Raw genomic sequence first — 22292 nt, forward strand, 5'->3', positions numbered from 1 at the left:
CATGACGGAATATGTCATTATATTAATTAGTACCGTATTGGTGAATAATTTTGTCCTGGTCAAGTTTCTTGGCTTGTGTCCGTTTATGGGTGTGTCCAAAAAAACCGATGCTGCGCTCGGCATGGGGCTGGCGACAACCTTTGTGCTCACGCTGTCATCGGTGATGAGTTATCTTCTCTATACCTACCTGCTGATTCCATTTGAACTGGAATACCTCAAAACGATTGGCTTTATCCTCTCGATTGCCGCCGTGGTGGGGTTTACTGAAATGGCAATTCACAAATCAAGTCCCGCACTCTATCAAGTGCTGGGTATTTATCTGCCGCTGATTACCACCAACTGTGCAGTGCTTGGGGTCGCGTTGCTCAATATCGGCGAAGGGCATAACTTTATCGAATCCGCATTCTATGGTTTGGGCGCAGCAGTAGGCTTTACTCTTGTGATGGTGTTGTTCGCTTCACTGCGGGAACGCATAGATGCCGGTGATGTGCCCGCACCATTTAAAGGCGCGCCGATTGCACTGATAACTGCAGGCTTAATGTCCTTGGCATTTATGGGCTTTGGTGGGCTGGTTTAATGAGTGCATTGGCGGGAATTTTAATTTTTCTTGGACTCTCCATAGCCTTTGGGCTATTACTGGGCTATGCCGCGGTACGCTTTAAAGTCGAGGGCGACCCTCTCGCCGAGCTGATTGACAAAAAACTACCACAAACACAATGTGCTCAATGTGGTTACCCAGGCTGCAAGCCCTATGCCCAAGCCTTAGCCAAAGGCGAAGCCGAAGTAAACTTGTGCATTCCGGGCGGTGAGCCAACCATGCTAGAAATCGCCGAACTGCTTCAAGTAGAACCCAAGCCGATGGAAGCTAAAGCCACCAAACCCAAAGCGCCGATGGTGGCGCTGATCAACGAAGACCTGTGTATCGGCTGCGTGCTCTGCATTAAAGCCTGCCCAGTAGATGCGATTGTTGGCGCGACCAAAATGATGCATACCGTGATTAAAAAAGAATGTACCGGCTGTGAATTGTGCATTCCTGTTTGCCCTGTGGATTGTATTGATATGGTATTTGAACAACCCACGCCTCAAACCTGGAAATGGCCCGACCCCAAATTGACACTGGAGTCAGTGTAATGAAAATCAGTGGATTCTTAACTCAGCTTGTTAAAGCGCTAAGCCCACTCTACCCTAATGCACTTCGCCTGCTGCATCGCTTTCATGGCGGCGTATTTCCAAAATACAATAAAGAATTATCCTTGCGCCAACCGCTGCGCGAAGGCTATATTCCCAAACAACTCATTCTGCCTCTGCAACAACATATGGGGTTAGCGGCTTTACCCTGTGTTGAGCTTGGCGAATCGGTCAAAAAATTCCAACTGATTGCCCAAGCCGCAAAGGGTTTAAGTGCGCCCGTTCACGCCCCCACCTCGGGAAAAATTATAGCAATTGAACCGCGCACTCTCCCCCATGCTTCAGGCTTGGCGCAACCCTGCATTGTGATTGAACCCGATGGGCTCGACAGTGCGATAATGAATGTTTTAGCGGTCAACACGCCGCCTCAAACCCCAGAAGAATTCAAACAATTAATTTTAAATGCCGGTATTGTCGGCATGGGCGGCGCAGGTTTCCCAACCTTCGCAAAGCTACCCAATCAACCAGGCCTGGTGAAACATTTAATTATTAATGGCGCAGAATGTGAGCCGTTTATCACCTGTGATGACATGCTGATGCAAACCCACCCCGATGAGATTATTCGCGGTGCGCAGTTAGTCGCGCAAATGTTTGGCATACCCCATGTCGTTTGCGCGATTGAAAATAATAAACCCAAAGCGATTCAAGCGATGCGCAAGGCCTGCACCAATAGCCAGATTAGGATTACCGAAGTCGCCACGGTTTATCCGATGGGGGGTCAAAAACAATTGATTCAAGAAGTGCTAGGGATTGAAGTGCCAAGTGGCAAACACACAATCGACATAGGTACCGTGATGATGAACATCGCCACCCTAAGAGCTATTGGGCATGCGGTTGACAAGGGGCAGCCGCTAGTGTCACGGTTTGTTACCGTGTCCGGACTCGGCTTAGAACAACCCTATAACATCGACGCCCTACTCGGCACACCGTTTGACGAGCTGATTGCGCTAGCCAAACCCAAGCAACCGATTGATTACCCGCTCATTATGGGCGGGCCGATGATGGGGGTAAAACTAGCCGACAACCATGTACCCGTGGTCAAAACCTCCAATTGTATTTTAGCCAATCCACCCGAACCGGTTCAGGCGCCGATGGCCTGCATTCGGTGTGGTGAGTGTGCGGATGCTTGTCCAATTAACCTACAACCTCAACAGCTTTATTGGCATGCGCAAGCGCATGAATATGATCAAGCTGAAAAGCTTAATTTATTTGATTGTATTGAATGTGGTTGTTGCTCATTTGTCTGCCCCAGCCACATTCCATTAGTACAATACTATCGTCATGCCAAATCTGAAGTGCGTGAAATTCAAGCCCAAGCACAACTCACCGAACAAGCCAAGCAACGCCATGAAGCGCGTCAAGCTCGGATTGAGCGCGATAAACAAGAACGTGATGCCAAGCTGGCGGCAAAAAAAGCCGCGCTAAAACAACAGGCCACACAAGAAACCCTAGATAAAAAAACCGCGCAACCCGCTCATCAAACAGCAGAGTCTGACACTGAAGACGCGCCCAAACTAAGTGCACGCGAGCGCGCAATTCAAATGGCAAAAGCACGACAGCAAACCGCTAAAAAAGCCCAAGCTGAACTATCCACAGATCAACCAAAACAAGAATCAGAAAAACCCGAGCTATCGGTTGAAGACAAACGCAAAGCCGCGATGGAGGCGGCAATGAAACTCACTAAGGCCCGCGCCGCTGCTAAAAAAGCTCAACAGGAAACTGCAAAGTGAAATCAATTTACACCAGCTCCCCCTTTGCCCACAATAACAGTTCGGTGCAGAAAGTGATGTTGCAAGTGCAACTAGCCGCCTTCCCCGCGCTGCTAGCGCATATTTTATTGTTTGGCTATGGCATTATCATCCAATGGTTTTTGGCCGTTGCCACCGCGCTGCTGGTTGAATATGTCATGCTTAAACTGCGCGGCAAGCCGGTTTTACCCAATGTCACCGACTTTAGTGCCCTGATTACGGTAACCGGACTGGTCTTTTGCATCCCGCCCGAATCACCTTGGTGGGTGATTGTGTCGGGCAGTGCGTTTGCGCTGGTTTTCGGTAAACATCTCTACGGTGGACTCGGTTATAACCCCTTCAACCCTGCGATGTTAGGCTATGCGTTTTTATTAATGTCATTTCCAGCGGAAATGACCCAGTGGACTTTGCCCAAAGAAATTGCGGGTTACAGCTTGAGCTTTTGGGAATCTTTTAACCACATCCTATTTGGTGCGGTTGCACACGCACCGATTGATAGTTTTACCGGCGCAACCCCATTAAGTGCGGTAAAAACCGGCATCCAAGAAGGCCTAAGCGTACAGCAAATGCTGCAAGCACCTTATTTAGAAACCGGCTGGTGGAACCTCACCGCATGGGGCTGGATTAACCTCGCTTTTTTAGCTGGCGGCGCTTGGCTAATAGTCACCCGCACGATTCGCTGGCAATATCCGGTAGGCTTCTTAGGCGCACTGGGCTTGATGGCATGGATATTCCATAGCATCAACCCCGACCTCTATGCCCCTGTTAGCTTCCACCTCCTGTTTGGCGGCACCATGTTAGCGGCATTTTTCATTATCACCGACCCAGTAAGCTCCAGCACCACACCGCTAGGTCGCCTAATTTATGCCGCCGGCATCGGGGTATTAGTTTATGTGATTCGTAATTGGGGCGCATTCCCCGATGGCATCGCCTTTGCCGTCCTCCTACTCAATATCGCCGTCCCACTCATCGACCGCTACACCCAACCCAGAGTACTAGGACATCGATAGCATGAGTGTATTGACATTGTTACTACAAAAGCTCTATTATGAACTTTGAATGGGATGAAAATAAAAACCAACAAAACATAATTAAACATGGTGTAAGCTTTGAATTAGCACAACAAGTATTTTTAGACCCTTTTCATGTTGCTTTATTAGATAAACGTTTTAGCTATTTTGAAGAACGCTGGATTACTCTTGGTGCGACGCAAAATCGTAAAATTTTAGTAGTCGCTAATTTATTTATGACCGATGATGGTGAAGAACTCATTCGTATTATTTCTGCCAGAGAAGCCAATAACAAGGAGCTAGCTATTTATGAGAACCATTGAACAACGCGCTGAACTAGATGACTTTGAACTTGCATCAGACTATGATTTTTCTAAAGGGGTGCGTGGTCGGTTTTATCAGCCTAAAAAAATTGCGACAACTTTACGACTAGATAACGATATTTTATTGTATTTTAAAAAGAAATCTAAAGAACAGCATGTCGGATATCAAACACTGATCAATAGTCTGCTGCGTGAAATCATTCAACAGGACATAAAAACGCAACCATGAAGTCAGAACTAAACCTTCAACAAACTATGTTACGTGCCGCCGGCTTGCTTAGCCTGTTTGTGGTGGTGAGTGTTGGGTTATTGATGGCGGTCAATGTGTTCACAAAACCAAAAATTGCCCAAGCCGAGCGCCTTGCCCTGCTGCAAACTATTAACCAAGTGATGCCTGCTGAACGCTATAACAATTCACTGATCGACGATAGCATTGAAGTCGAAGCGCCAGAGTTTTTAGGTGCAAACCAAACCCGCATCTATCGCGCTCGCCTCGACAACCAACCAGCAGGCCTGGTGATAGAAACCATTGCTCCCAATGGCTATAGTGGCAACATCTATTTATTAGTTGGCGTATTTGCTGATGGTTCGGTGGCGGGCGTGCGCGTACTGAGTCATCGCGAAACACCGGGGCTTGGTGATAAAATCGAACTGCGAAAAGACAACTGGATACTAAGTTTTAATGGCAAAAACCTTACCCCAGACAATGCCTCCAGCTGGGCGGTTAGACGTGATCGTGGCGACTTTGACCAATTTACCGGCGCGACCATCACCCCCCGAGCTATCGTGGCTGCGCTAAAAAACACCCTTGAGTATGTCAACCAACAAGGAGCGCAACTCTATGATTAACGTTTGGCAACAAAAATGGCACGACTACCAAGACATCGCGCAAAAAGGGCTATGGAACAACAACCAAGCCTTGGTCGCGCTACTGGGATTATGCCCGCTACTCGCCGTAACCAATAATAGCGTAAACGGCTTGGGGCTAGGCTTGGCCACCATGGCGGTACTGCTCACCTCAAATATTCTGGTTTCACTCATCCGCCACCATGTGCCCTCTGAAATCCGTATTCCCGTGTTTATCGCGATTATCGCCTGCGCGGTGACGGTGATTGACATGATGATGCATGCTTATTTCTATACGCTACATGGTATTTTAGGCATTTTTATACCGCTGATTGTCACCAACTGCGCCATCCTCGCGCGCGCCGAAGCCTTCGCCTCCAAAAACACCCTCGACAAATCCATCGTTGACGCCCTGTTTATCGGCATAGGCTTTACCCTGGTTCTCATCCTCTTAGGCGCGGTGCGCGAACTCATCGGCAACGGCACCCTATTCGACCAAGCTGACCTCATCTTTGGCGAAGTCGCACAAAACTGGACACTCACCCTGCCCGACAGCTACAACCCTGTACTCCTCGCCATCCTCCCACCCGGTGCCTTCATCGCCCTGGGCCTAATGATTGCCCTAAAAAACCTCATAGATCAAAAAGCAAAAAAACCAAGCCTGGTTACTATTCCGATAGAAGTAAAAGGGGTGAGTCAATAGTGCTTTAGCTAAAACTGAACCTCAAAATTAATTTAATCAACTCCATGACGAGTAGCAAACCGGCCAATCTAATTGGAACGCGAGATCAAAAAGGTCTGGCCAATCTCGCAATTTTTAGCTCAGTGGTTCATTTAGCACCCAGAGCGGCGCTGATTGGATTTATAATGCGTTCAACAGCAGATATTTCGCGCTTCAACCACGTTTACACCCAACTTTAATGCGCCATTTGTTGAAAAATCGAAAACGCATTTCCCTGGAAGGCTAGCTCGGCATTTCATACGTATAACCCAGCATGTAGATTACTCAATTATTACAAAAAACAATGAATAAACTCAAACGACAACAGATTTTTGACCAACTGGCTCAAGCCATACCCGAACCGGTTACTGAGCTCAACTATTCAACGCCCTTTGAGCTGCTGATTGCCGTCATCCTGTCGGCGCAAGCCACCGACAAGGGCGTGAATATCGCCACCGCTAAACTTTTTCCGGTCGCCAATACGCCTAAGGCTATCTACGCGTTAGGTGTAGACGGATTGAAACACTATATTAAAAGCATTGGACTGTTTAACACCAAAGCACAAAACATTATCAAAGCCTGCAAAATGCTGGTTGAAATTCATAATAGCCAAGTACCTCAAACGCGTGAAGAACTTGAAGCCTTACCCGGTGTTGGGCGTAAAACCGCCAATGTGGTGCTAAACACCGCGTTTGGACAGATAGCGATGGCGGTCGATACCCATATTTTCCGGGTATCGAATCGCACCAAGATTGCGCCTGGCAAAGATGTACTAGAGGTTGAGAGAAAACTGTTAAAATTTACGCCCAAAGAACACCTAATGGATGCTCACCACCTTTTAATTCTCCATGGACGTTATACCTGTATAGCCCGTAAGCCACGCTGTGGTAGCTGTGTTATTTTTGATTTATGCGAATTTAAAGACAAAGAAAAGTTCATGTAATAAAGTAAACTCAATATGAGATTTACTAAATAAAATCATAACACTATCACACCGCCTTCTAGATTCGCCAAAAGGAATTCGCCTTACCTGATTTTAATAATTTAACTCACTTTTACAGATACATTTTTTTTAAAAAATGAATTATTCGAAGCTACCTTTAAATAATCTAAACTCAACGTGTACTTTACAATGCTGCGTTTAATTTACGAGAAAACTATACTTTTGACCCCGTTTATTTTACGGGGGGATTACAGTATAATTCTTAGGAGGTGCTGTTAATCTTGAAATAGGAGTTACATTAAATATTAAGGTGCTAGTTTTTTTAATTGCGCCCATTATATTTTTTCGTAAAATCATATCCTAGCTTAAAATAAACTACATTAATTAATTTAACCCTTACAATCTAATTAACAGTATTAATATTAACTTTTATAATTTAGGATTTAAGATGAGACCTTTGCACGAGAAAAGCTTGTCAAACCACAATAAATTTGCAAGTTCTGCGATGAAGAGTTCAAATAACAAATTATTATTACGTATAACTGGATTTTGTCACATGGCACGGAAAAACCTCTCACAGACCTCACTCGCTGATGCACTTATCTGCCACCATCCGGCGCTTGATGAATTATTTCGTCGATTTGTCCAGCTCAGCTTAACCGATAGCCTACCTGATCATGAAAGCCGGTGAAGTCAGTATTATTGATGCCAGTGTTATCCAAGCCAAAAACAACCGCCCCAACAAAACGCCAAGAGCGAAAACACCCAAGACACCGAGGCCAGCTACAATCTCAAAGCCGCCTCGCATGGCAAGAAAACATCGACCTACGGTTTTAAAGCCCCTATTAATCAAAAACAACACAATCAATTGGCCTCAGAAGACTGTGTTAAGGCTCAAGGGGTGCGTGTATCCATAAAACAGGATATGCGCACAAAAAAGCAAAAAGTAAAAAAGCGAAAAAAAACTAAATTGCAAGCTCTCTATTAAAAAAGTCGAATTTGAGAATTTAACTTTGGGAATAGCGGAGTTTTGCAAAGGTCTCTTAGTAAAAAAATAAATTTGCTAAGCGCCAAAAACTAATCCATCAACTTTTTCCAAATTTTGATTACGATTTGGCGAGCGTTTTGCAAGGCTTTCCCATCCACCAAGGATTTTTCATTTTGCAATGCTAGTTTATGGTAAAGACCTCGGTAGGTTCGGTAATGGTCTTGAAGATGCTCAATCGATTGTTGATCTAATAAATCGGTTTGTTTCAATTCATCCAAAATACGCATATTATCTGGCCACTTAACCAGGCCTGGTTCTCTATGCGCATAAGCTAAGCCCAAATATTGCACCATAAACTCTATATCAACAATGCCACCTTGACCGTGTTTAATATCAAACTCATGGTCTGTAGATTTATCAAGTGCGCTGCGCATTTTTTGCCGCATCTCCACCACTTCAGCTTTCACCTTCGCTGCATCACGCGGCTGTGACAAAAACGCCAAACGAAAGTCTTCAAAGTTGTTACGTACCTGCTCATTGCCTACTACTGCCCTGGCGCGAATCAAAGCTTGATGCTCCCAGTTCCAGGCTTTTTCTTGTTGATAGTGCTCAAAGTGCTTCAGTGTAGTAACCATTAAACCACTGTCGCCATTCGGACGTAAACGGGTATCCACTTCATACAATTGCCCAGCGGGCATCATACTGTTGAGTAGTGATATGATTTTTTGTCCCATTCGCATAAAAAATGTGCCATGCTCTAGCGCACGTTGTCGATCGTGGGTGGGCTGGGTTTTGTCACCGGGCAAAACCGTGTCATAGAGAAACACTAGATCAAGATCCGAACCATAACCTAACTCAATCCCTCCTAGCTTGCCATAGCCCAAAATCAAAAACGGCGATGTGTTTACACCATTAGGCAATCCGTATTTTTTAGTTAGCTGCAGCCAAACATAGTCATGCGCCACATTAAGCACCGCTTCAGCTATCCAGGTTAAATAATCACTCACATGCATGACAGGTACTTGACCCGTAATATCGGCAGCAGCCACCTTAAACACCTGTGCATGACGCCAATGACGCAGTTGGAGCATGAACTGCTCTTCATCATCCTGGTAGGTTTTTAACAGAGTTTGCGCATCCCCAAGAAGCTCATCTAACTTGAGTGGTCGGTATAGACTACTTAAATCCAACAACTGATCCATTAAAGCAGGATATTTAACCAGTAAATCTGTTAACCAAGCACTCGCCGAGCACAGTGCAATTAAATGCGTGAGCGCAACTGGCTTTTCTTTTAACAAGACTAAATACACACTTCGGCGCACTACATTTTCAATTACACTCAACACACGCTGAAGTGCCATTTCTTGATGGGTTTCTAAACTGGCCAATTGCTTTAAAAGTAAAGGCATCACCTGTTCAAGCCGCGTGGTTGCTTCTGCGCTCATATGGCCAACCGCACGCGATTTTTTAAATTTGCGTAATTGATTAAGAATGTCACCCGGCTTCTGAAAGCCAAATTGGGTTAACAGGATAAGGGCATCGTCCTCTAAAGGTCCTTTCCAGGCCTGAGCCAACGCATCGGTTAGGTCACAAACAACCGCCTCTTCTGCAAACACATCATCAAAATGTCGTTGAACCCTTTCCCTAAACTGCTCAAGCTGGTGGATAAAGCTAGGATAATCGGTAAAACCCATTGACTCGGCTAATGCCTGCCGTTGGCGCCCATCGTTTGGCAACGAATGAACCTGCTGATCTCCCCATTCTTGGATACGATTTTCAGCTCGACGTAAAAATATATAGGCGTCGCGCAATTCAACTGCATCTTGTGAGGCTATATAATCCTGCGAAGCAAGGTATTCCAATATAGGCAACAGAGCTTGACCTTGTAAGGGCTTATCTCGCCCACCGTGCACCAATTGAAACGCCTGAACGATAAACTCGATTTCGCGAATACCACCACGCCCGAGTTTCAAATTATCTTCCATACCTTTCTTGCGTACTTCGGCCGCAATCATTCGTTTTAAATCTCGCAACGAGTCCATCGCGGTGTAATCGACATACCGTCGGTAAATAAATGGACGCAAGATATCAAATAACGTTTTGGCTTTTTCTTTATCCCCAGCTATAGCACGCGCTTTGACCAGTGCATATCGCTCCCAAGCACGACCGTGAACTTCATAATAACGTTCCGCACCCACAAAACTGATGGCCAAGGGACCGACCTCCCCAAAAGGCCGTAAGCGCATATCAACACGATAAACCATGCCCTCTGAGGTCAGCTCGGTTAAGGATTTATTTAAAGCCAAACCCAGTTTTGAAAAAAACTCATCATTAGAAATAGATTTTTTTCCATCGGTGTAGCCTTTTTCTTCATACAGATAAATGAGATCAATATCACTGGAGAAATTCAGTTCTCGTCCACCTAGCTTACCCATACCTAGAATAACCATCTGTTGGGCTTGTCTCGATTCCTCACCTATTGGCCGGCCAAAACGCTGGACAAAACGCTGATACCACCAATCTAACGCGCCCGATACCAGGCCGTCTGCAAGATCAGATACATCACGCATCGTTTCATGTAACTCGGCTAGGCCCGCTAAATCTCTAACCGCAATACGCACCATTTGTTCACGCCGTAAACGACGTAATTGTGTTTTTAAACAAAGCTCGTCTTCGCAGGCTAGTAGAGTCTGATAACACAACTCAATGAGTTCTTTTTCGCTATAAACTCTGTCAAACTTTTTTGTGAGCAATTCAGGAAAACGCAGACATTCACGCTCAACAAAAACACTCCATTTATAATAGTCTTGCGGACAAATCGCCGACATAGCACGCCTCTTTTTCTGCTCTGCTTAAAATATTAACCTTACCTTTTTTCAGCGCCAGCCAAACAAATAATCTTACCTTTCCAAAAAAGACGCTATTGCACTAAATGGAAGCATTAATCCAGTTTCAACTCAAAAAACCAAAGGCATATCAGCATTAAAGCCATCCTAGAAGTCCGCTTCAGCGGGGTTTTATTTTCCCTTGAGATAATCCTCATCACTAAAGGTACTGACCCACTCCGGCTTCATTAGCACTAAGCCCGCTATAATAAAGCCATTCAAAAAGGCCTCCGGTGCAGCAATCATAGGAATATAGGGCAAAAAACTATAATGCAACTCATCAAGGGTATAAACCCCCGCCACCCCCATCAACAACGCCATCAGCAACATCGCAACCAGTGCACCGACACCAGCAGCCAAAAACCCATTTAAAAACACATAAACGAAAAAGTTGCGATCTAAATAACGATACGCCAGCTTATACATCCACCAGGTAATAAAAATCGGAATCCACCCCATTAAAAGCGCATTGAGACCAAACACTGTCCAACCCGCATCACCACTAAAGCTCACCGCTAATAACGCCAATGTCATAGCAATCACAGCAAACTGTGGCCCAAACATCAAGGTCGCCACAGTCATTAACAGAAAGTGAAAACTAAACCCACCCCCTATGCTAGCAGACAAACTCCAGATTAAAATAATTACCAAAACGGCACCGAACAAAACATTTTGAGCACCCCTATCCGACTTTACCTTGTACCAAGGTGCCGTTTTCAACGCCCAAAGCAAAAGAATGACATATAAAACCCATCCCAAGCCCCACCATCCCATGCCAAATAATCCATCGGGTAAATTCATTGTAAAACCTCCTATCCTTTGTACCTGCCGTTTATAATACTCTTTTTTAAATTAGAACCCCAGATTATGCTAAACGTAAAAATTATATTTGCCCTCTTGTACGATTTATTACTCTTGCTTGCACTCTGGTTTGCCGCTGCCTTACCTTTTGTAATATGGCAAGGGCCGGGATTTGAAAAAAACCCCTTTACCTTGATAGTGTTTCAACTTTACCTTCTAATCATCAGCTATATTTATTTAAGTTTCTTTTGGCTTCAAACAGGCCAAACACCAGGGCTAAGAACATGGAAGCTCAGATTAATCAGACTGGATGGTTATTTACCTACGCGCCACGATGCGAATAAACGATTTTTCTTCTGTCTGATTTCTATTGCCACACTTGGACTCGGCTGGCTTTGGCTGTTTTTTAACCAACAAGGTCAAACACTACACGACAGATTGTCTAATACTAAAATTATTGATATCGATCACTAACCCCAAAAATATAGAAGGATAACTATGTCACGCCTCATTATTCATACCGCTCAACTTGACGCCGCTCAGCTTGAAATCATAACGCTAAAACTCGGTGCTCCACAAAAAAAAGCCAACCACTACCAAATCAACGACGTTCAAATTGCTAAACCTGAACTCCAAGCCTTAAGCCAGCAATTAAAAATTGACCTAAACCTTCTTCCCGACAATTTTGTAGCCGAAAAAGTCAAGCTGGTAATTAGCGATATGGACTCAACACTTATATCCATTGAATGCATTGATGAAATCGCTGACATGATGAATTTGAAAGCACAGGTGTCTGAAATCACCGAAGCTGCCATGCGAGGTGAACTGGTATTCGAACAATCCCTAACCCAGCGTGTGGCCTTACTGACCAACCTTGAAACCAAAGCACTAGAACGTGTGTATGACGAGCGGCTCACCCTCAATCCTGGCGCCCAAAGCTGCCTAGATGGTTTAAAACAAAAAAATATAAAATTTGCCCTCGTTTCCGGTGGGTTTGACTTTTTTACCGAACGACTCAAACAACGCTTAACACTCGACTATGCCAGAGCAAATAAACTAGCGGTTGAAAACAACAAGCTTACAGGCAAGGTAGAAGGTGCAATTATTGGTGCACAAGCTAAAGCTGACTTTTTACACGAACTTTGCAACGAATTAAACATTACACCTAATCAAGTCATCGCGATTGGTGATGGCGCCAACGATCTACTAATGATGAAAGCGGCAGGGTTAAGTATTGCCTACCAGGCAAAACCCAAGGTTCAATTAGAAGCAGACACCGCACTAAACTTTAGTGGGTTAAATGCGCTATTGGATTTTGTTGACGCCTAACCAGGCCTGGTTAGGCCTATAAAAAAGGGAGCCATGGCTCCCTTTTTTCAATTCAAACCTAGTGAATGATTAAAACAGACTCGCTTCAAATTCTTGATAAGCCTCACTAACAAAACGACCAATCGTGGTATCAAAACCAGGCCAGTTTTTGGCAACCGTTTGCATAAACTCGGTTTCTACAATCATCGGCCTAATTTCAAAATCAGACAAACCATTATCATACTGCTCTTCAATCGTGTTATAGATTATCTCAAAGAATTGTTTTTGTTCACGAATCATTGAAACATCATCAAACTCGCCATGACCCGGTACAAAATACTTGACATGTGTCATAGATTCAAAGTTTTCCATCGCCACAATAGAGTTTTTAAAATGACCATCCGCCATATTTGCTACACGACGCATCGCCATATCACCTAAGAACATTACCTTCTCTTCCACCGCTTCTATAGCAATATCCGAATCAGAATGCACTTGACCCATATAATGAACTTTAAACTCAATATCACCGACCTTAATAGTCTCACCATGACCAACTTCAAGTGTTGGAGGCGTAATGACCGTTCCTGCGCTTGCGTTATTAGTATTTCGACTCATAAAGCCTGTCCACACTATACCCGCACCGTTTTTAACATGCTCCATAACCTTCGGATGCGCATAAATTTTGACATCAGGATAAGCCTCAACAAACGCATGATTTCCCAACCAATGATCGCCATGAATATGAGTATTAAAAATAGCAACAACGGGCTTATCGGTCACTGTTTTAATTTGACGGATTAACATCTCACCAATTTGTACTGAGCCACCTGTATCGATTACGACTACCCCATCAGAAGTGACTACAAAAGCTGGGTTACTAAAAAAGCCAAAATTTGATGGACTGGGTTCAGGATCAACCGCTAAAAAATAATAAGTGCGATCTGTGATCTTCGTAATTGGAACATTGGGAACATCCGGGCCTCTAAACTCCCATTCGTCAGCAGCATAAAGCGGTCGTAATACCGAAAACCCTGCAGTTAATCCTAGTGCTGTCTTAAACAAATCACGTCTTTTCATAGCATGCGTACCCTTATTTAAATAAAACCTATAAATTTATTTTTGGACAATATTACTCTGTGACAGCTGAAACTGCAAGACTTGTGGCAAAGAAGTGGTGTGACGTACCGCTAACAAAAGCCTGTTTTAAGCGGGTAGGATAACCCACTAGAGATCTGAAAAATCAATCGTTACTTCGTCAATTTGCTCTTTAGGTAAAAACCGTTGTGCATATTTTAGATATAACTCAGATTGGTAAAAAAACTTAACAATATCTCGATCAAGATCATTATCCTTTGCCATAAAATAAAGTATTTTCATTGCTAATGACAAAGGGTTAGGACGCTTGTAAGGTCGGTCATTAGCCGTTAAGGCTTCAAAAATATCGGCTATGGCTAAAATACGTGCCTCAAACGAAATTTGTTCGCCCTTCAATCCTAACGGGTAGCCTTTACCATTAATCTTTTCATGATGGGCGCCAGCAATATGCGGAATCGCTTTATATTTGTCAGGAAAAGGTAATGACTCTAATACCTTGAGCCCGATTTCAGCGTGTTCATTAATTATTTTTCGCTCTTCTTCAGTTAAGGTCCCTTTCTGAATTTTTAGCGAATCCGCTTCCTCCTCAGTTAAAAGCAACCAGCTCTGTCCTCCAGCAACAAACGGCTGATCTCTTAAGGCTTGTATCGCCAACACCTGATCATCAGGTAAGTACTCGGTCCCTTGATTACTTTTCTCAACCAATCCAAGCGCAAAATCAAGTCTTGCGAACTGTTCAGACTTATAAGCCTCTATAGATTCAACAGAATCAGCGCCTTTGATCTGTCGTTTAAGCGCTTCATTCTCAATCGCCAGTCGAATGGACTGAGCTCTTGATCGAATCAAATGAATCCGATCATAATGACCATCTAACTTCGTTGCCTTATCCATTATGGTTTCAGGTGTAGCAAGCTTGCCGATATCGTGCATAAGTGCTGCAAGCCTGATCTGTTTCGTTTGTTGATCCGTGTAGGTTTTCAAAACATACACACCCTGATCATCATTCACCGCTTCAACCATCATTAAACTCAACGCAACCATCCGATTGATATGACCCGCTGTATAAGGCGACTTCCTACCCATCATGTAGATAATACTATTTAAAAAAGACTCCAATAAGGCCTCAAGATCATCAACCAATTTAGCATTAGTAATAGCAATCGCAGCTTGCGAGGCAAGTGATAGTGCAATTGCTTCATCCTCAATATTAAATGCCGTGGTTTTGCCTAATTGATCTTTTTTATTTAATAATTGCACCACCCCAATAACGTTTGATTCATGGTTACGTAGAGGAATAACTAACATAGACTCTGAACGGTAGCCATTAGCTTCATCGAACTTTTTTGCACCCGCAAACGAAAAACCGGAGGCTTGATAAATATCTTTGATATTGATAACGCGGTCTTCAAGTGCCGCCGTTACCGCGACCATTGAATTGTTTTTTTGACCTGACTCCAAATAAAGCGGCAAGGGCTGCCAACGAATAGCTTCGGCCGTGGCGCCCATTTTTATTGAAAGTGAGTCTGTTTGAGCTACGGTAAAATGGAGCGCATTATCTTTTAATAAATAAAGCGTACCCCCATCTGCGCCAATAATACCCTTAGCCTCAGTTACAATCATTTCAAGCAAAGGTTCCAAACGTTGCTCAGCGGACAGTGCAGTACCAATTTTATTGAGACGTACAACGCGATCAAGCTGATTAACTGACTTGCTTTTAACAACAACACCCTTATCTAAACAAATCACATCCTCTTCATCAAGTATGTGTTCCGCTCTTACTCCAACCTGACCCAATTCTGACCTAATTTCGTCAATAAAGGCGGGCTTGAGATGAAAAACATACAGTGAAAAATCGGTGCGTTTGATACCTGAAAGCGCTTGTTTTAACAAAGCTGGCGTCATATGTTTACTGACCTGGGCCAAGTTGGCGAGCCGATTCGGAAAAGACACATCAACAATCACAGATTTGATTTCATCACGCTGATCCAAAAGCTGCCAAACCTCCGGATTAGTATAGGTATCACCGGTAAACAAAGCGGCTGAGCCTTGGCGCTCAATAATATAGCCACAGGCTTCAACCGTATGATTGGCCTTTATGGGCGTGAGAAGCAGGCCTGGTTCAGGTTGATAGACCTGATTAAATTCTATCTCAACCCACTCTATAGCAAAGAGTGCTGAATTTAAAAGTTTAATCTGAGTAAAATCTGGCCAAATATCATCATTAAAAATATGCTTTTTGAGCGCACCAAGCGTTGAAGGCAAACCAAAAACCTTGAGCGATCTACTACGTTGAGTAAAAAAATGATCAATAAAAAAACCAATGTCAAGGATATGGTCAAGATGGGAATGAGTTAGAAAAATCGATTCAATTTTAACGGCTTCCTCAGCCAAGGCCTGCATAATATTACCTGCATCAATAAGTGTCTTTTCAGACAGCTGAATACAAGTTGTATGATGCGCTCCCGCCTTACTGCCGTATGCGCCTAAAAATCGAATCTGATTAGCGAGCATGATTTCTCGTTAATTATAATGACTGCCATTAGGTTTTTTTGTCATCTCGATCAGGCACTTCAAAACCAAACTCTACTGCTTTTTCTTTACAATAGATAACCGCAAAATCAAGCAATTCACCCACAGCACGATGACGGAATTTTTGTTTTTGTCTAACATGGGAAAACGGACGGCGTAAAGGAGGATTAAGCGGTATCGCTTTGAGTGTGCCAAGTTTCAACTCTTTTAGCAAGGTGGAGCGAGACACAATAGCTAAACCCACATCGGCCTCTGCAGCCATTTTTATTGACTCAGGAGCACCGAGCTCCATCACTATATTAAAGTCACTTAAAGTCAAACCCTGCTCACGGATATAGGTGTCAATAACTGAGCGCGAACCCGACCCTTCTTCACGCACAACAAAAGCATACTTACAGGCTTCTTCAATTGAAATTTCATCACGCTTTGCTAAAGGATGCTCTGGACAACAAATGAGCTGCATCTCATCAATACGGCAAACTTCTACCTCAAGGTTTTTGTTACTAACTGGGGCCTCTACTAAACCTAGATCAATCATGTTATTTTCAACCATAGACACAATCGCATCGGTATTGCCTACTTGAAGACGAATACTCACATCAGGGTACTGCTTCTTAAACGCACCTAACAAGCAAGGCAACATATATTCTGCGATGGTCGTACTCGCGCCAATAACCAAACTGCCTGAAACCTCTCCGGTCAAATCACGAACTTCTGAGGTCATTTTCTCGTAAAGTTCAAGTATATGGTCAGAAAAGTCATAGACAATACGACCCGCTTCGGTCAACGTGATTTTATTGTGGGTACGATCAAACAAGCGTGTGTTAAAAAAATCTTCAAGCTGCTTTATCTGAAAAGTGACTGCGGGTTGAGTCATATGCAAGGTTTCAGCAGCTTTGGTGAAGCTCATCACCCTTGCTACAGTGTGAAAAACTTGTAGACGTCTATCGGCCATTATTTTGCCCTTGGTTAATTTAATTTTTTAAAAAATATAACTATAAACTTAATTTATCATTGAAATATAGGGGTTTATGGACAACTTGTCAAAATTATCTTTCCCAAATCCTATCTATGTCTTGAAGGATTCAGAGTTTTTGCTAATTTTGGCAGTGGCGCTCGGCCATTTAACGCTTGGCTCACTAGCCAGTTTTTTAACGGTTTTATAACATTTCCTATCGCAAGCAAACGAGATCTTACCTGATCCTTGATCCCCCTGTCAGACTCAAACAACCAATCAAACCCTTCCATTGCGCGTTGCACCAAAGCATTATCACCTTTTCGCCAGCGTTCATAACGACGAAGCACCAAAAAATCACCTGGGGATTCATCCTTAAGTCTTGCATGGGTTAAAACCTCAATCAAGCTAGCAGCGTCCAATAACCCAAGATTAACGCCTTGACCCGCTTGAGGATGAATAGTGTGCGCCGCATCCCCAACTAAAACCAGGCCTGGTTTAATGTAGTGCTGCGCATGTCGACGGGTTAACGGAAAAGCTGCGCGCTCCCACGTATCCGTAACCTTCCCCAAACGTCCTTCAGATGCGTTCATAATCTCGGCTCGATAATCCTCATCGCTCAACGACAATGCCCACTGCATTTTTTCAATGGGCAGATACCAAGCAATTGAGCTTACATTCTGCTCCATGGCTAAAAAAGCAAACGGCCCTTCATCTCGATACCTTTGCCAGCAGGTATCCTGATGTGAACCTTCTGTTTTGACGCAACCCACTAGCGCGCATTGCGCATAATCATGCTGGTCCAACCCTATCCCTGCTAACTGACGAACTTGTGAAAAAGCACCGTCGGCACCAACAATCAAACGACTCGAAACAACACAACCATTTTGCAAACTTAGTTCACTCGGTTGACCCTTCTCCCCCAGGCTCATTGTTGACAATTCACAGCCTTTAATCAACCGAACACCCTGGTTCTCTAACGCATCCCAAATAGCCGACTGAATAACATTATTTTCGACGACATGGCCCAGGTTTTTTTCCTGAATTGACTGAGCGTCAAACACCACCTCTTCATCAGCATGCTGCTCCCAGATGCGCATGGCTACAAAAGGGTGTGCCCGACGGCTTAGAACACCTTGCCAAGCCCCTAGGTTAGCCAAAATATTTTCTGAGGCGCGTGTCAATGCACTGACTCGCGGGCTGTAATCGCTGGCAGCAAACCAAAGGTTATTGGGCGGATTGCGCTCAATTAATACCACCTTATACCCCGCTTTATGCAAACCCAATGCACAGGCCGCACCCACCATACCCCCGCCAACCACCGCTATATCGACCTCTAACGTTGGATTTACATGCTCGTTACTTGCTTCTAGCTGACTCATACCTTACTTCCTTGCATTGAAAACTGAGCTAATCGTTTTTTTAACCGAGGCAATAGCTGCAAGCCCATCATCGCAAGCCCCCTTGCATGGCCAACCAAGGGTGAAGGATGCTCAAATACCCGAATCAAGCCATCTGTAAGCCCCATTACTTTTTTATGGTCTTGCTGACGCTTATATTGATAATGCGCTAAACGCACCTCAGCGTCTAAATCGATCAAATCCTTATCAAGTCCATCTAAAAAATCCGCTACATCACGCAACCCTAAATTAAGGCCTTGAGCCGCAACAGGATGCTGAGTATGCGAGGCATTACCCATCAAAACTGCTCGACCAAACACCACACCTTCCACGTAAGTTTCTTTTAAAGGATAAGCAACGCGCTCACTCAGTGCTGTACAGGCACCGAACCGCTCACCCATTTTCTGGTTAAACGCTTGAATAAACGCGGTATCAGATAAGGCTAACACCTCTTGGCAATTCGAATCCGAGGCAACATAAACCAATTTATGACTGTGTGTATCCAATGGCAGTAATGCAACAGGACCTTCCTGAGTAAAACGCTCAAAAGCCCAATTATGGTGGGGTCGTGAAAACTCAACTTGCGCTAAAATCGCCCAGGCCTGGTAGTCACGCTGCTCTAATAGCAGACCTAATGATTTGCGCACTTGAGAATCTGTACCATCCGCGCCAACAATCATCCGCGCTGTCAGTGTTTTTTCGCCCTGAGCAGTGATAAGACTGGCGCTAACACCTGTTAAATCAGCTTGATTAAAATCTTGCAAACTGGCTGGACAGATGAGCTCAATCGCTGCATTATCTCTCACCGCCTTCCACAGAACATCACCCAAATCAGATGCACGAACAGCATAACCCAATGCCGGAACATCTAATTCTTCCGCATGCATCAAAGTCAGACCCAGATAGCCTTTTTGCGACACATGCACATGAGCAATATCCGTCACGTAATCAACAAGCCCCTGCCAAACGCCAATGTGTTCTAAAATCAAGCGCGAACCTTCCGAGAGAGCCAACACACGACCGTCAAAAGAATTAAGAGCACCCGGCTTAGGTTCAACCGCCTCGATCAGACAGATTCGCGCCCCCTTCTGGGACAAAGCCAAAGCGAGACACAGACCAACAGGGCCTCCACCGGTAATAATCACATCATAATCAAACTCAACATCATCTGAGTCCGCGTTTATTGATTGTTTTGCATCCATAGCTCTATCTCCTCGACACTACGCGGCAATCCCTGCGTGAGCACTTCGCTGCCTGTTTCAGTAACCAAAACATCATCCTCAATACGAATGCCAATACCCCACCACTTTTGATCTACATCCTTAGATCCCGGCGCAACATACAAACCGGGTTCAACAGTAACCACCATGCCAGGTTGGAATCTACGCCAATCGCCATTTATTTTATAACGCCCGACATCATGCACATCCATACCCAACCAATGACCGGTTCCATGCATAAAGAAGCGCTTTACGGCCTGATCTTTAATTAACTGATCGACCTCACCGGCCAGCAGCCCAAGATCAAGTAAACCTTTTGTCAGCATTTGCAGAACAACCTGGTGCATTTGATTATAGGCAATCCCCGGTTTTACCTGCTCAATCGCAGCCCGCTGTGCATTCAGCACGCAAGTATAAAGCTGACTTTGCTCAAGACTAAATCGGCCATTCACAGGAAAGGTATGACTAATATCACCCGCATAACCTTGCCATTCCGCGCCCGCATCAATTAACACCAAATCCCCTGAACGCAAAACGGCATTATTTTCTGTGTAATGCAAAATACAGGCATTTTCTCCCGTTGCGACAATAGTATTAAATGCGACCCGCTCTGAGCCCAAACGCTTAAAACAATGCTCCAATTCAGCCTGCAGCTGATACTCATAACCACCCGCTCGAGCCACTCGCATGGCCGCCAAATGACCCTGAACAGAAACTTGAGCCGCTTTTCGCATCCACTCAATTTCATCTGACGATTTAATCAACCGCTGTTCATGGAGCAAGCTATCCAAATCACTAATCCGTCCAGGCAGCTCTACACCTTTGCGCGCTTGGGCTTTTAAACCTGATAACCAATCAGCAAGCCGTAAACTCCATTCATCGAGCTGTCCGAAGCTAATCATCAGATTCTCAGCTTCAACTAAAAACGCCGGTGCTTGTTCATCCAACTCATCAATGGACCAGGCCTGGTCAATACCTAATTGACCAGGCGCCTCATCGACGCCTAAACGACGCCCCTGCCAGATTTCTTTCTCTGGATCCTTAGGTCGGACAAACAACCAGGCCTGGTGACCCAAGGAATGGATATTGCTTTCACCAGCCTTGTTTTCTTCATCTAAAGCCTGCCGCTCAAATACCTCTGAACGGATAAGCACCAATACAGAATCTGGTTCAATAAAACCGGTCAAATACCAAAAATCACTATCAACCCGAAATGGAAACTCAACATCACGGTTACGAATTTGTTGGGTGCCTCCACTGACTAACGCTACACTGGCGGTAGGCATTGACTCTAAAAGTGTTAAGCGGCGTTGCGCATAAATAGACATGTGATTAGAGGTGTGATTGTTCATGTGGTTGTTGACCTGGCTAATGCAATGTAGGCTTAGGGGTTGATTGAAGACCCGCGAGCAATGCCTGCTCTTTAGTCACCTCAATTTTAGGTTTCGCAACCGGGTTTTGTTCATCAAACACCATAATGGCAGCCATCCTAACAAATTCAATCAATTCAACCAGGCTTGCATTAAGCTGCTCATCCTCCTGTTCAGGGATGTCCAGCAATGCAATATCCGCTAGATCATTTAATACTTCCGCTACCTCGCGCGAAATATCACCCAACTCGCCCAGCCCTAACCCATACATAAAGCCCTCACACCATTGGGCTAAAAGATTGACACGCTGAGCTAAAGGTGCATCATCGTCTGGCAATAATAAATCTAACTCGCAGGTTTCACTATTCAAACCCGCAAGCGTATCAATATAAAGCTGGTGTAGCATGACTAAAAACGATTCCTTTACTTTACTAATTCCGCCCTCCTCAACCAAACTTTTAATCCACTGGGCTTCGGTAGACTTGGGTGAAGAGGATAAAAAACCAACTAGCATGCCCTGAACAAACGAGGCTGATTCAAGTTGATAATAAGGTTGCAGCGCTGCTGCATAATCATCAAATGTAAAGTTACTATCCATAAAATACTTCTTACTAAGCTGATTTGTTACAATAAGAGAAATAATAACACAGGCTAGATTGAAATAAAGGAAGCCTTATGCAAACCCAAACGATTAGATTAATGAACCATCGCTTTGACGTGCCCTGCCAACCTGAAGACCAAGCTAAACTTGAACAGGCTGCAACCATGCTAGATCAAAAGCTTGACCAGGTTCCACACCTTAAAGGCGAAACCAAAATCCTAATGGTTGCACTTAATATTTGCTACGACTATATACAAATGAAAGCAGACACCCTAGCTTACACCGACCACCTTGAAAAACAATTAGAAGGCTTAGTTGACGAAATTAACAAACCCTCGACTGACGAAAAATAATTGTC

22 protein-coding genes are annotated in these 22292 nt (G+C 44.3%); 13 read left to right on the plus strand and 9 right to left on the minus strand.

All coding sequences use genetic code 11. The annotated features are described in order from the left end of the window. Position 1: 1 nt before the first annotated feature. The 10 genes from rsxA to P8S55_RS11185 all read left to right on the plus strand — a co-directional run bounded on the left by rsxA (position 2) and on the right by P8S55_RS11185 (position 7470). Positions 2-577 carry an electron transport complex subunit RsxA gene (gene rsxA, locus P8S55_RS00135; protein ID WP_289224279.1) on the plus strand — a complete coding sequence of 192 codons (576 nt, stop codon included), beginning with the start codon at positions 2-4 and terminating at the stop codon, positions 575-577. Beyond that, positions 577-1131, plus strand: a complete 555-nt coding sequence (rsxB, locus tag P8S55_RS00140; RefSeq protein WP_289224280.1) for an electron transport complex subunit RsxB — start codon at positions 577-579, stop codon at positions 1129-1131. Before rsxA ends, rsxB begins: the two co-directional genes overlap by 1 nt. Beyond that, positions 1131-2918, plus strand: a complete 1788-nt coding sequence (gene rsxC / locus P8S55_RS00145; protein ID WP_289224281.1) for an electron transport complex subunit RsxC — start codon at positions 1131-1133, stop codon at positions 2916-2918. Before rsxB ends, rsxC begins: the two co-directional genes overlap by 1 nt. Further along, on the plus strand, positions 2915-3946 hold the full coding sequence (locus tag P8S55_RS00150; protein WP_289224282.1) for an RnfABCDGE type electron transport complex subunit D: 1032 nt from the start codon (positions 2915-2917) through the stop codon (positions 3944-3946). The genes rsxC and P8S55_RS00150 overlap by 4 nt, the downstream gene beginning before the upstream one ends. Positions 3947-3984: 38 nt before the next feature. After that, positions 3985-4269, plus strand: coding sequence for a BrnT family toxin (locus tag P8S55_RS00155; RefSeq protein ID WP_289224283.1), 285 nt, complete (start codon positions 3985-3987; stop codon positions 4267-4269). Further along, the gene (locus tag P8S55_RS00160) at positions 4256-4498 is read left to right on the plus strand and encodes a BrnA antitoxin family protein (RefSeq protein WP_289224284.1); all 243 of its coding nucleotides are present in this window, start codon (positions 4256-4258) and stop codon (positions 4496-4498) included. The genes P8S55_RS00155 and P8S55_RS00160 overlap by 14 nt, the downstream gene beginning before the upstream one ends. Continuing rightward, on the plus strand, positions 4495-5118 hold the full coding sequence (rsxG, locus tag P8S55_RS00165) for an electron transport complex subunit RsxG (protein ID WP_289224285.1): 624 nt from the start codon (positions 4495-4497) through the stop codon (positions 5116-5118). The genes P8S55_RS00160 and rsxG overlap by 4 nt, the downstream gene beginning before the upstream one ends. Next, a complete protein-coding gene (locus tag P8S55_RS00170; RefSeq protein WP_289224286.1) occupies positions 5111-5818 on the plus strand; it encodes an electron transport complex subunit E in 708 nt (235 codons plus the stop codon). Before rsxG ends, P8S55_RS00170 begins: the two co-directional genes overlap by 8 nt. 322 nt (positions 5819-6140) lie before the next feature. Continuing rightward, positions 6141-6779 carry an endonuclease III gene (nth, locus tag P8S55_RS00175; RefSeq protein ID WP_289224287.1) on the plus strand — a complete coding sequence of 213 codons (639 nt, stop codon included), beginning with the start codon at positions 6141-6143 and terminating at the stop codon, positions 6777-6779. A gap of 556 nt (positions 6780-7335) precedes the next feature. Beyond that, a complete protein-coding gene (locus P8S55_RS11185) occupies positions 7336-7470 on the plus strand; it encodes a hypothetical protein (RefSeq protein ID WP_503010340.1) in 135 nt (44 codons plus the stop codon). 386 nt (positions 7471-7856) lie between these two features. Here the strand turns inward: P8S55_RS11185 and glnE are convergent, their stop codons facing one another. Both glnE and P8S55_RS00190 read right to left on the minus strand, forming a co-directional pair. Further along, the gene (glnE, locus tag P8S55_RS00185; protein WP_289224288.1) at positions 7857-10595 is read right to left on the minus strand and encodes a bifunctional [glutamate--ammonia ligase]-adenylyl-L-tyrosine phosphorylase/[glutamate--ammonia-ligase] adenylyltransferase; all 2739 of its coding nucleotides are present in this window, start codon (positions 10593-10595) and stop codon (positions 7857-7859) included. Positions 10596-10784: 189 nt separating this feature from the next. Continuing rightward, the gene (locus P8S55_RS00190) at positions 10785-11453 is read right to left on the minus strand and encodes an energy-coupling factor ABC transporter permease (protein WP_289224289.1); all 669 of its coding nucleotides are present in this window, start codon (positions 11451-11453) and stop codon (positions 10785-10787) included. A 66-nt stretch (positions 11454-11519) separates the two neighbouring features. Between P8S55_RS00190 and P8S55_RS00195 the strand changes: the two genes are divergently transcribed. Beyond that, positions 11520-11927, plus strand: a complete 408-nt coding sequence (locus P8S55_RS00195) for an RDD family protein (RefSeq protein ID WP_289224290.1) — start codon at positions 11520-11522, stop codon at positions 11925-11927. A 24-nt stretch (positions 11928-11951) separates the two neighbouring features. Continuing rightward, on the plus strand, positions 11952-12782 hold the full coding sequence (serB, locus tag P8S55_RS00200; RefSeq protein WP_289224291.1) for a phosphoserine phosphatase SerB: 831 nt from the start codon (positions 11952-11954) through the stop codon (positions 12780-12782). Positions 12783-12851: 69 nt separating this feature from the next. Here the strand turns inward: serB and P8S55_RS00205 are convergent, their stop codons facing one another. From P8S55_RS00205 to P8S55_RS00235, 7 genes are all read right to left on the minus strand, one after another. Next, the gene (locus P8S55_RS00205) at positions 12852-13841 is read right to left on the minus strand and encodes an MBL fold metallo-hydrolase (protein ID WP_289224292.1); all 990 of its coding nucleotides are present in this window, start codon (positions 13839-13841) and stop codon (positions 12852-12854) included. Between the two features lie 147 nt (positions 13842-13988). Beyond that, positions 13989-16370 carry an HD domain-containing phosphohydrolase gene (locus P8S55_RS00210; protein WP_289224293.1) on the minus strand — a complete coding sequence of 794 codons (2382 nt, stop codon included), beginning with the start codon at positions 16368-16370 and terminating at the stop codon, positions 13989-13991. A 28-nt stretch (positions 16371-16398) separates the two neighbouring features. Further along, the gene (locus tag P8S55_RS00215) at positions 16399-17343 is read right to left on the minus strand and encodes a LysR family transcriptional regulator (RefSeq protein WP_289224294.1); all 945 of its coding nucleotides are present in this window, start codon (positions 17341-17343) and stop codon (positions 16399-16401) included. A 110-nt stretch (positions 17344-17453) separates the two neighbouring features. Beyond that, a complete protein-coding gene (locus P8S55_RS00220; protein WP_289224295.1) occupies positions 17454-18725 on the minus strand; it encodes a UbiH/UbiF/VisC/COQ6 family ubiquinone biosynthesis hydroxylase in 1272 nt (423 codons plus the stop codon). Continuing rightward, on the minus strand, positions 18722-19945 hold the full coding sequence (locus P8S55_RS00225; RefSeq protein WP_289224296.1) for an FAD-dependent monooxygenase: 1224 nt from the start codon (positions 19943-19945) through the stop codon (positions 18722-18724). The genes P8S55_RS00220 and P8S55_RS00225 overlap by 4 nt, the downstream gene beginning before the upstream one ends. Next, the gene (locus P8S55_RS00230) at positions 19924-21315 is read right to left on the minus strand and encodes an aminopeptidase P N-terminal domain-containing protein (protein ID WP_289224297.1); all 1392 of its coding nucleotides are present in this window, start codon (positions 21313-21315) and stop codon (positions 19924-19926) included. The genes P8S55_RS00225 and P8S55_RS00230 overlap by 22 nt, the downstream gene beginning before the upstream one ends. Before the next feature lie 16 nt (positions 21316-21331). Then, entirely contained in the window at positions 21332-21931 is a 600-nt protein-coding gene (locus tag P8S55_RS00235) for a UPF0149 family protein (RefSeq protein ID WP_289224298.1), read from the minus strand. 77 nt (positions 21932-22008) lie between these two features. On the opposite strand from P8S55_RS00235, the gene P8S55_RS00240 reads away from it, so the two are divergent. Next, on the plus strand, positions 22009-22287 hold the full coding sequence (locus P8S55_RS00240; protein ID WP_289224299.1) for a cell division protein ZapA: 279 nt from the start codon (positions 22009-22011) through the stop codon (positions 22285-22287). Positions 22288-22292: the final 5 nt, after the last annotated feature.

Origin of the sequence: Thiomicrospira sp. R3 (assembly GCF_029581415.1) — a bacterium.
Lineage (GTDB): Bacteria > Pseudomonadota > Gammaproteobacteria > Thiomicrospirales > Thiomicrospiraceae > Thiomicrospira.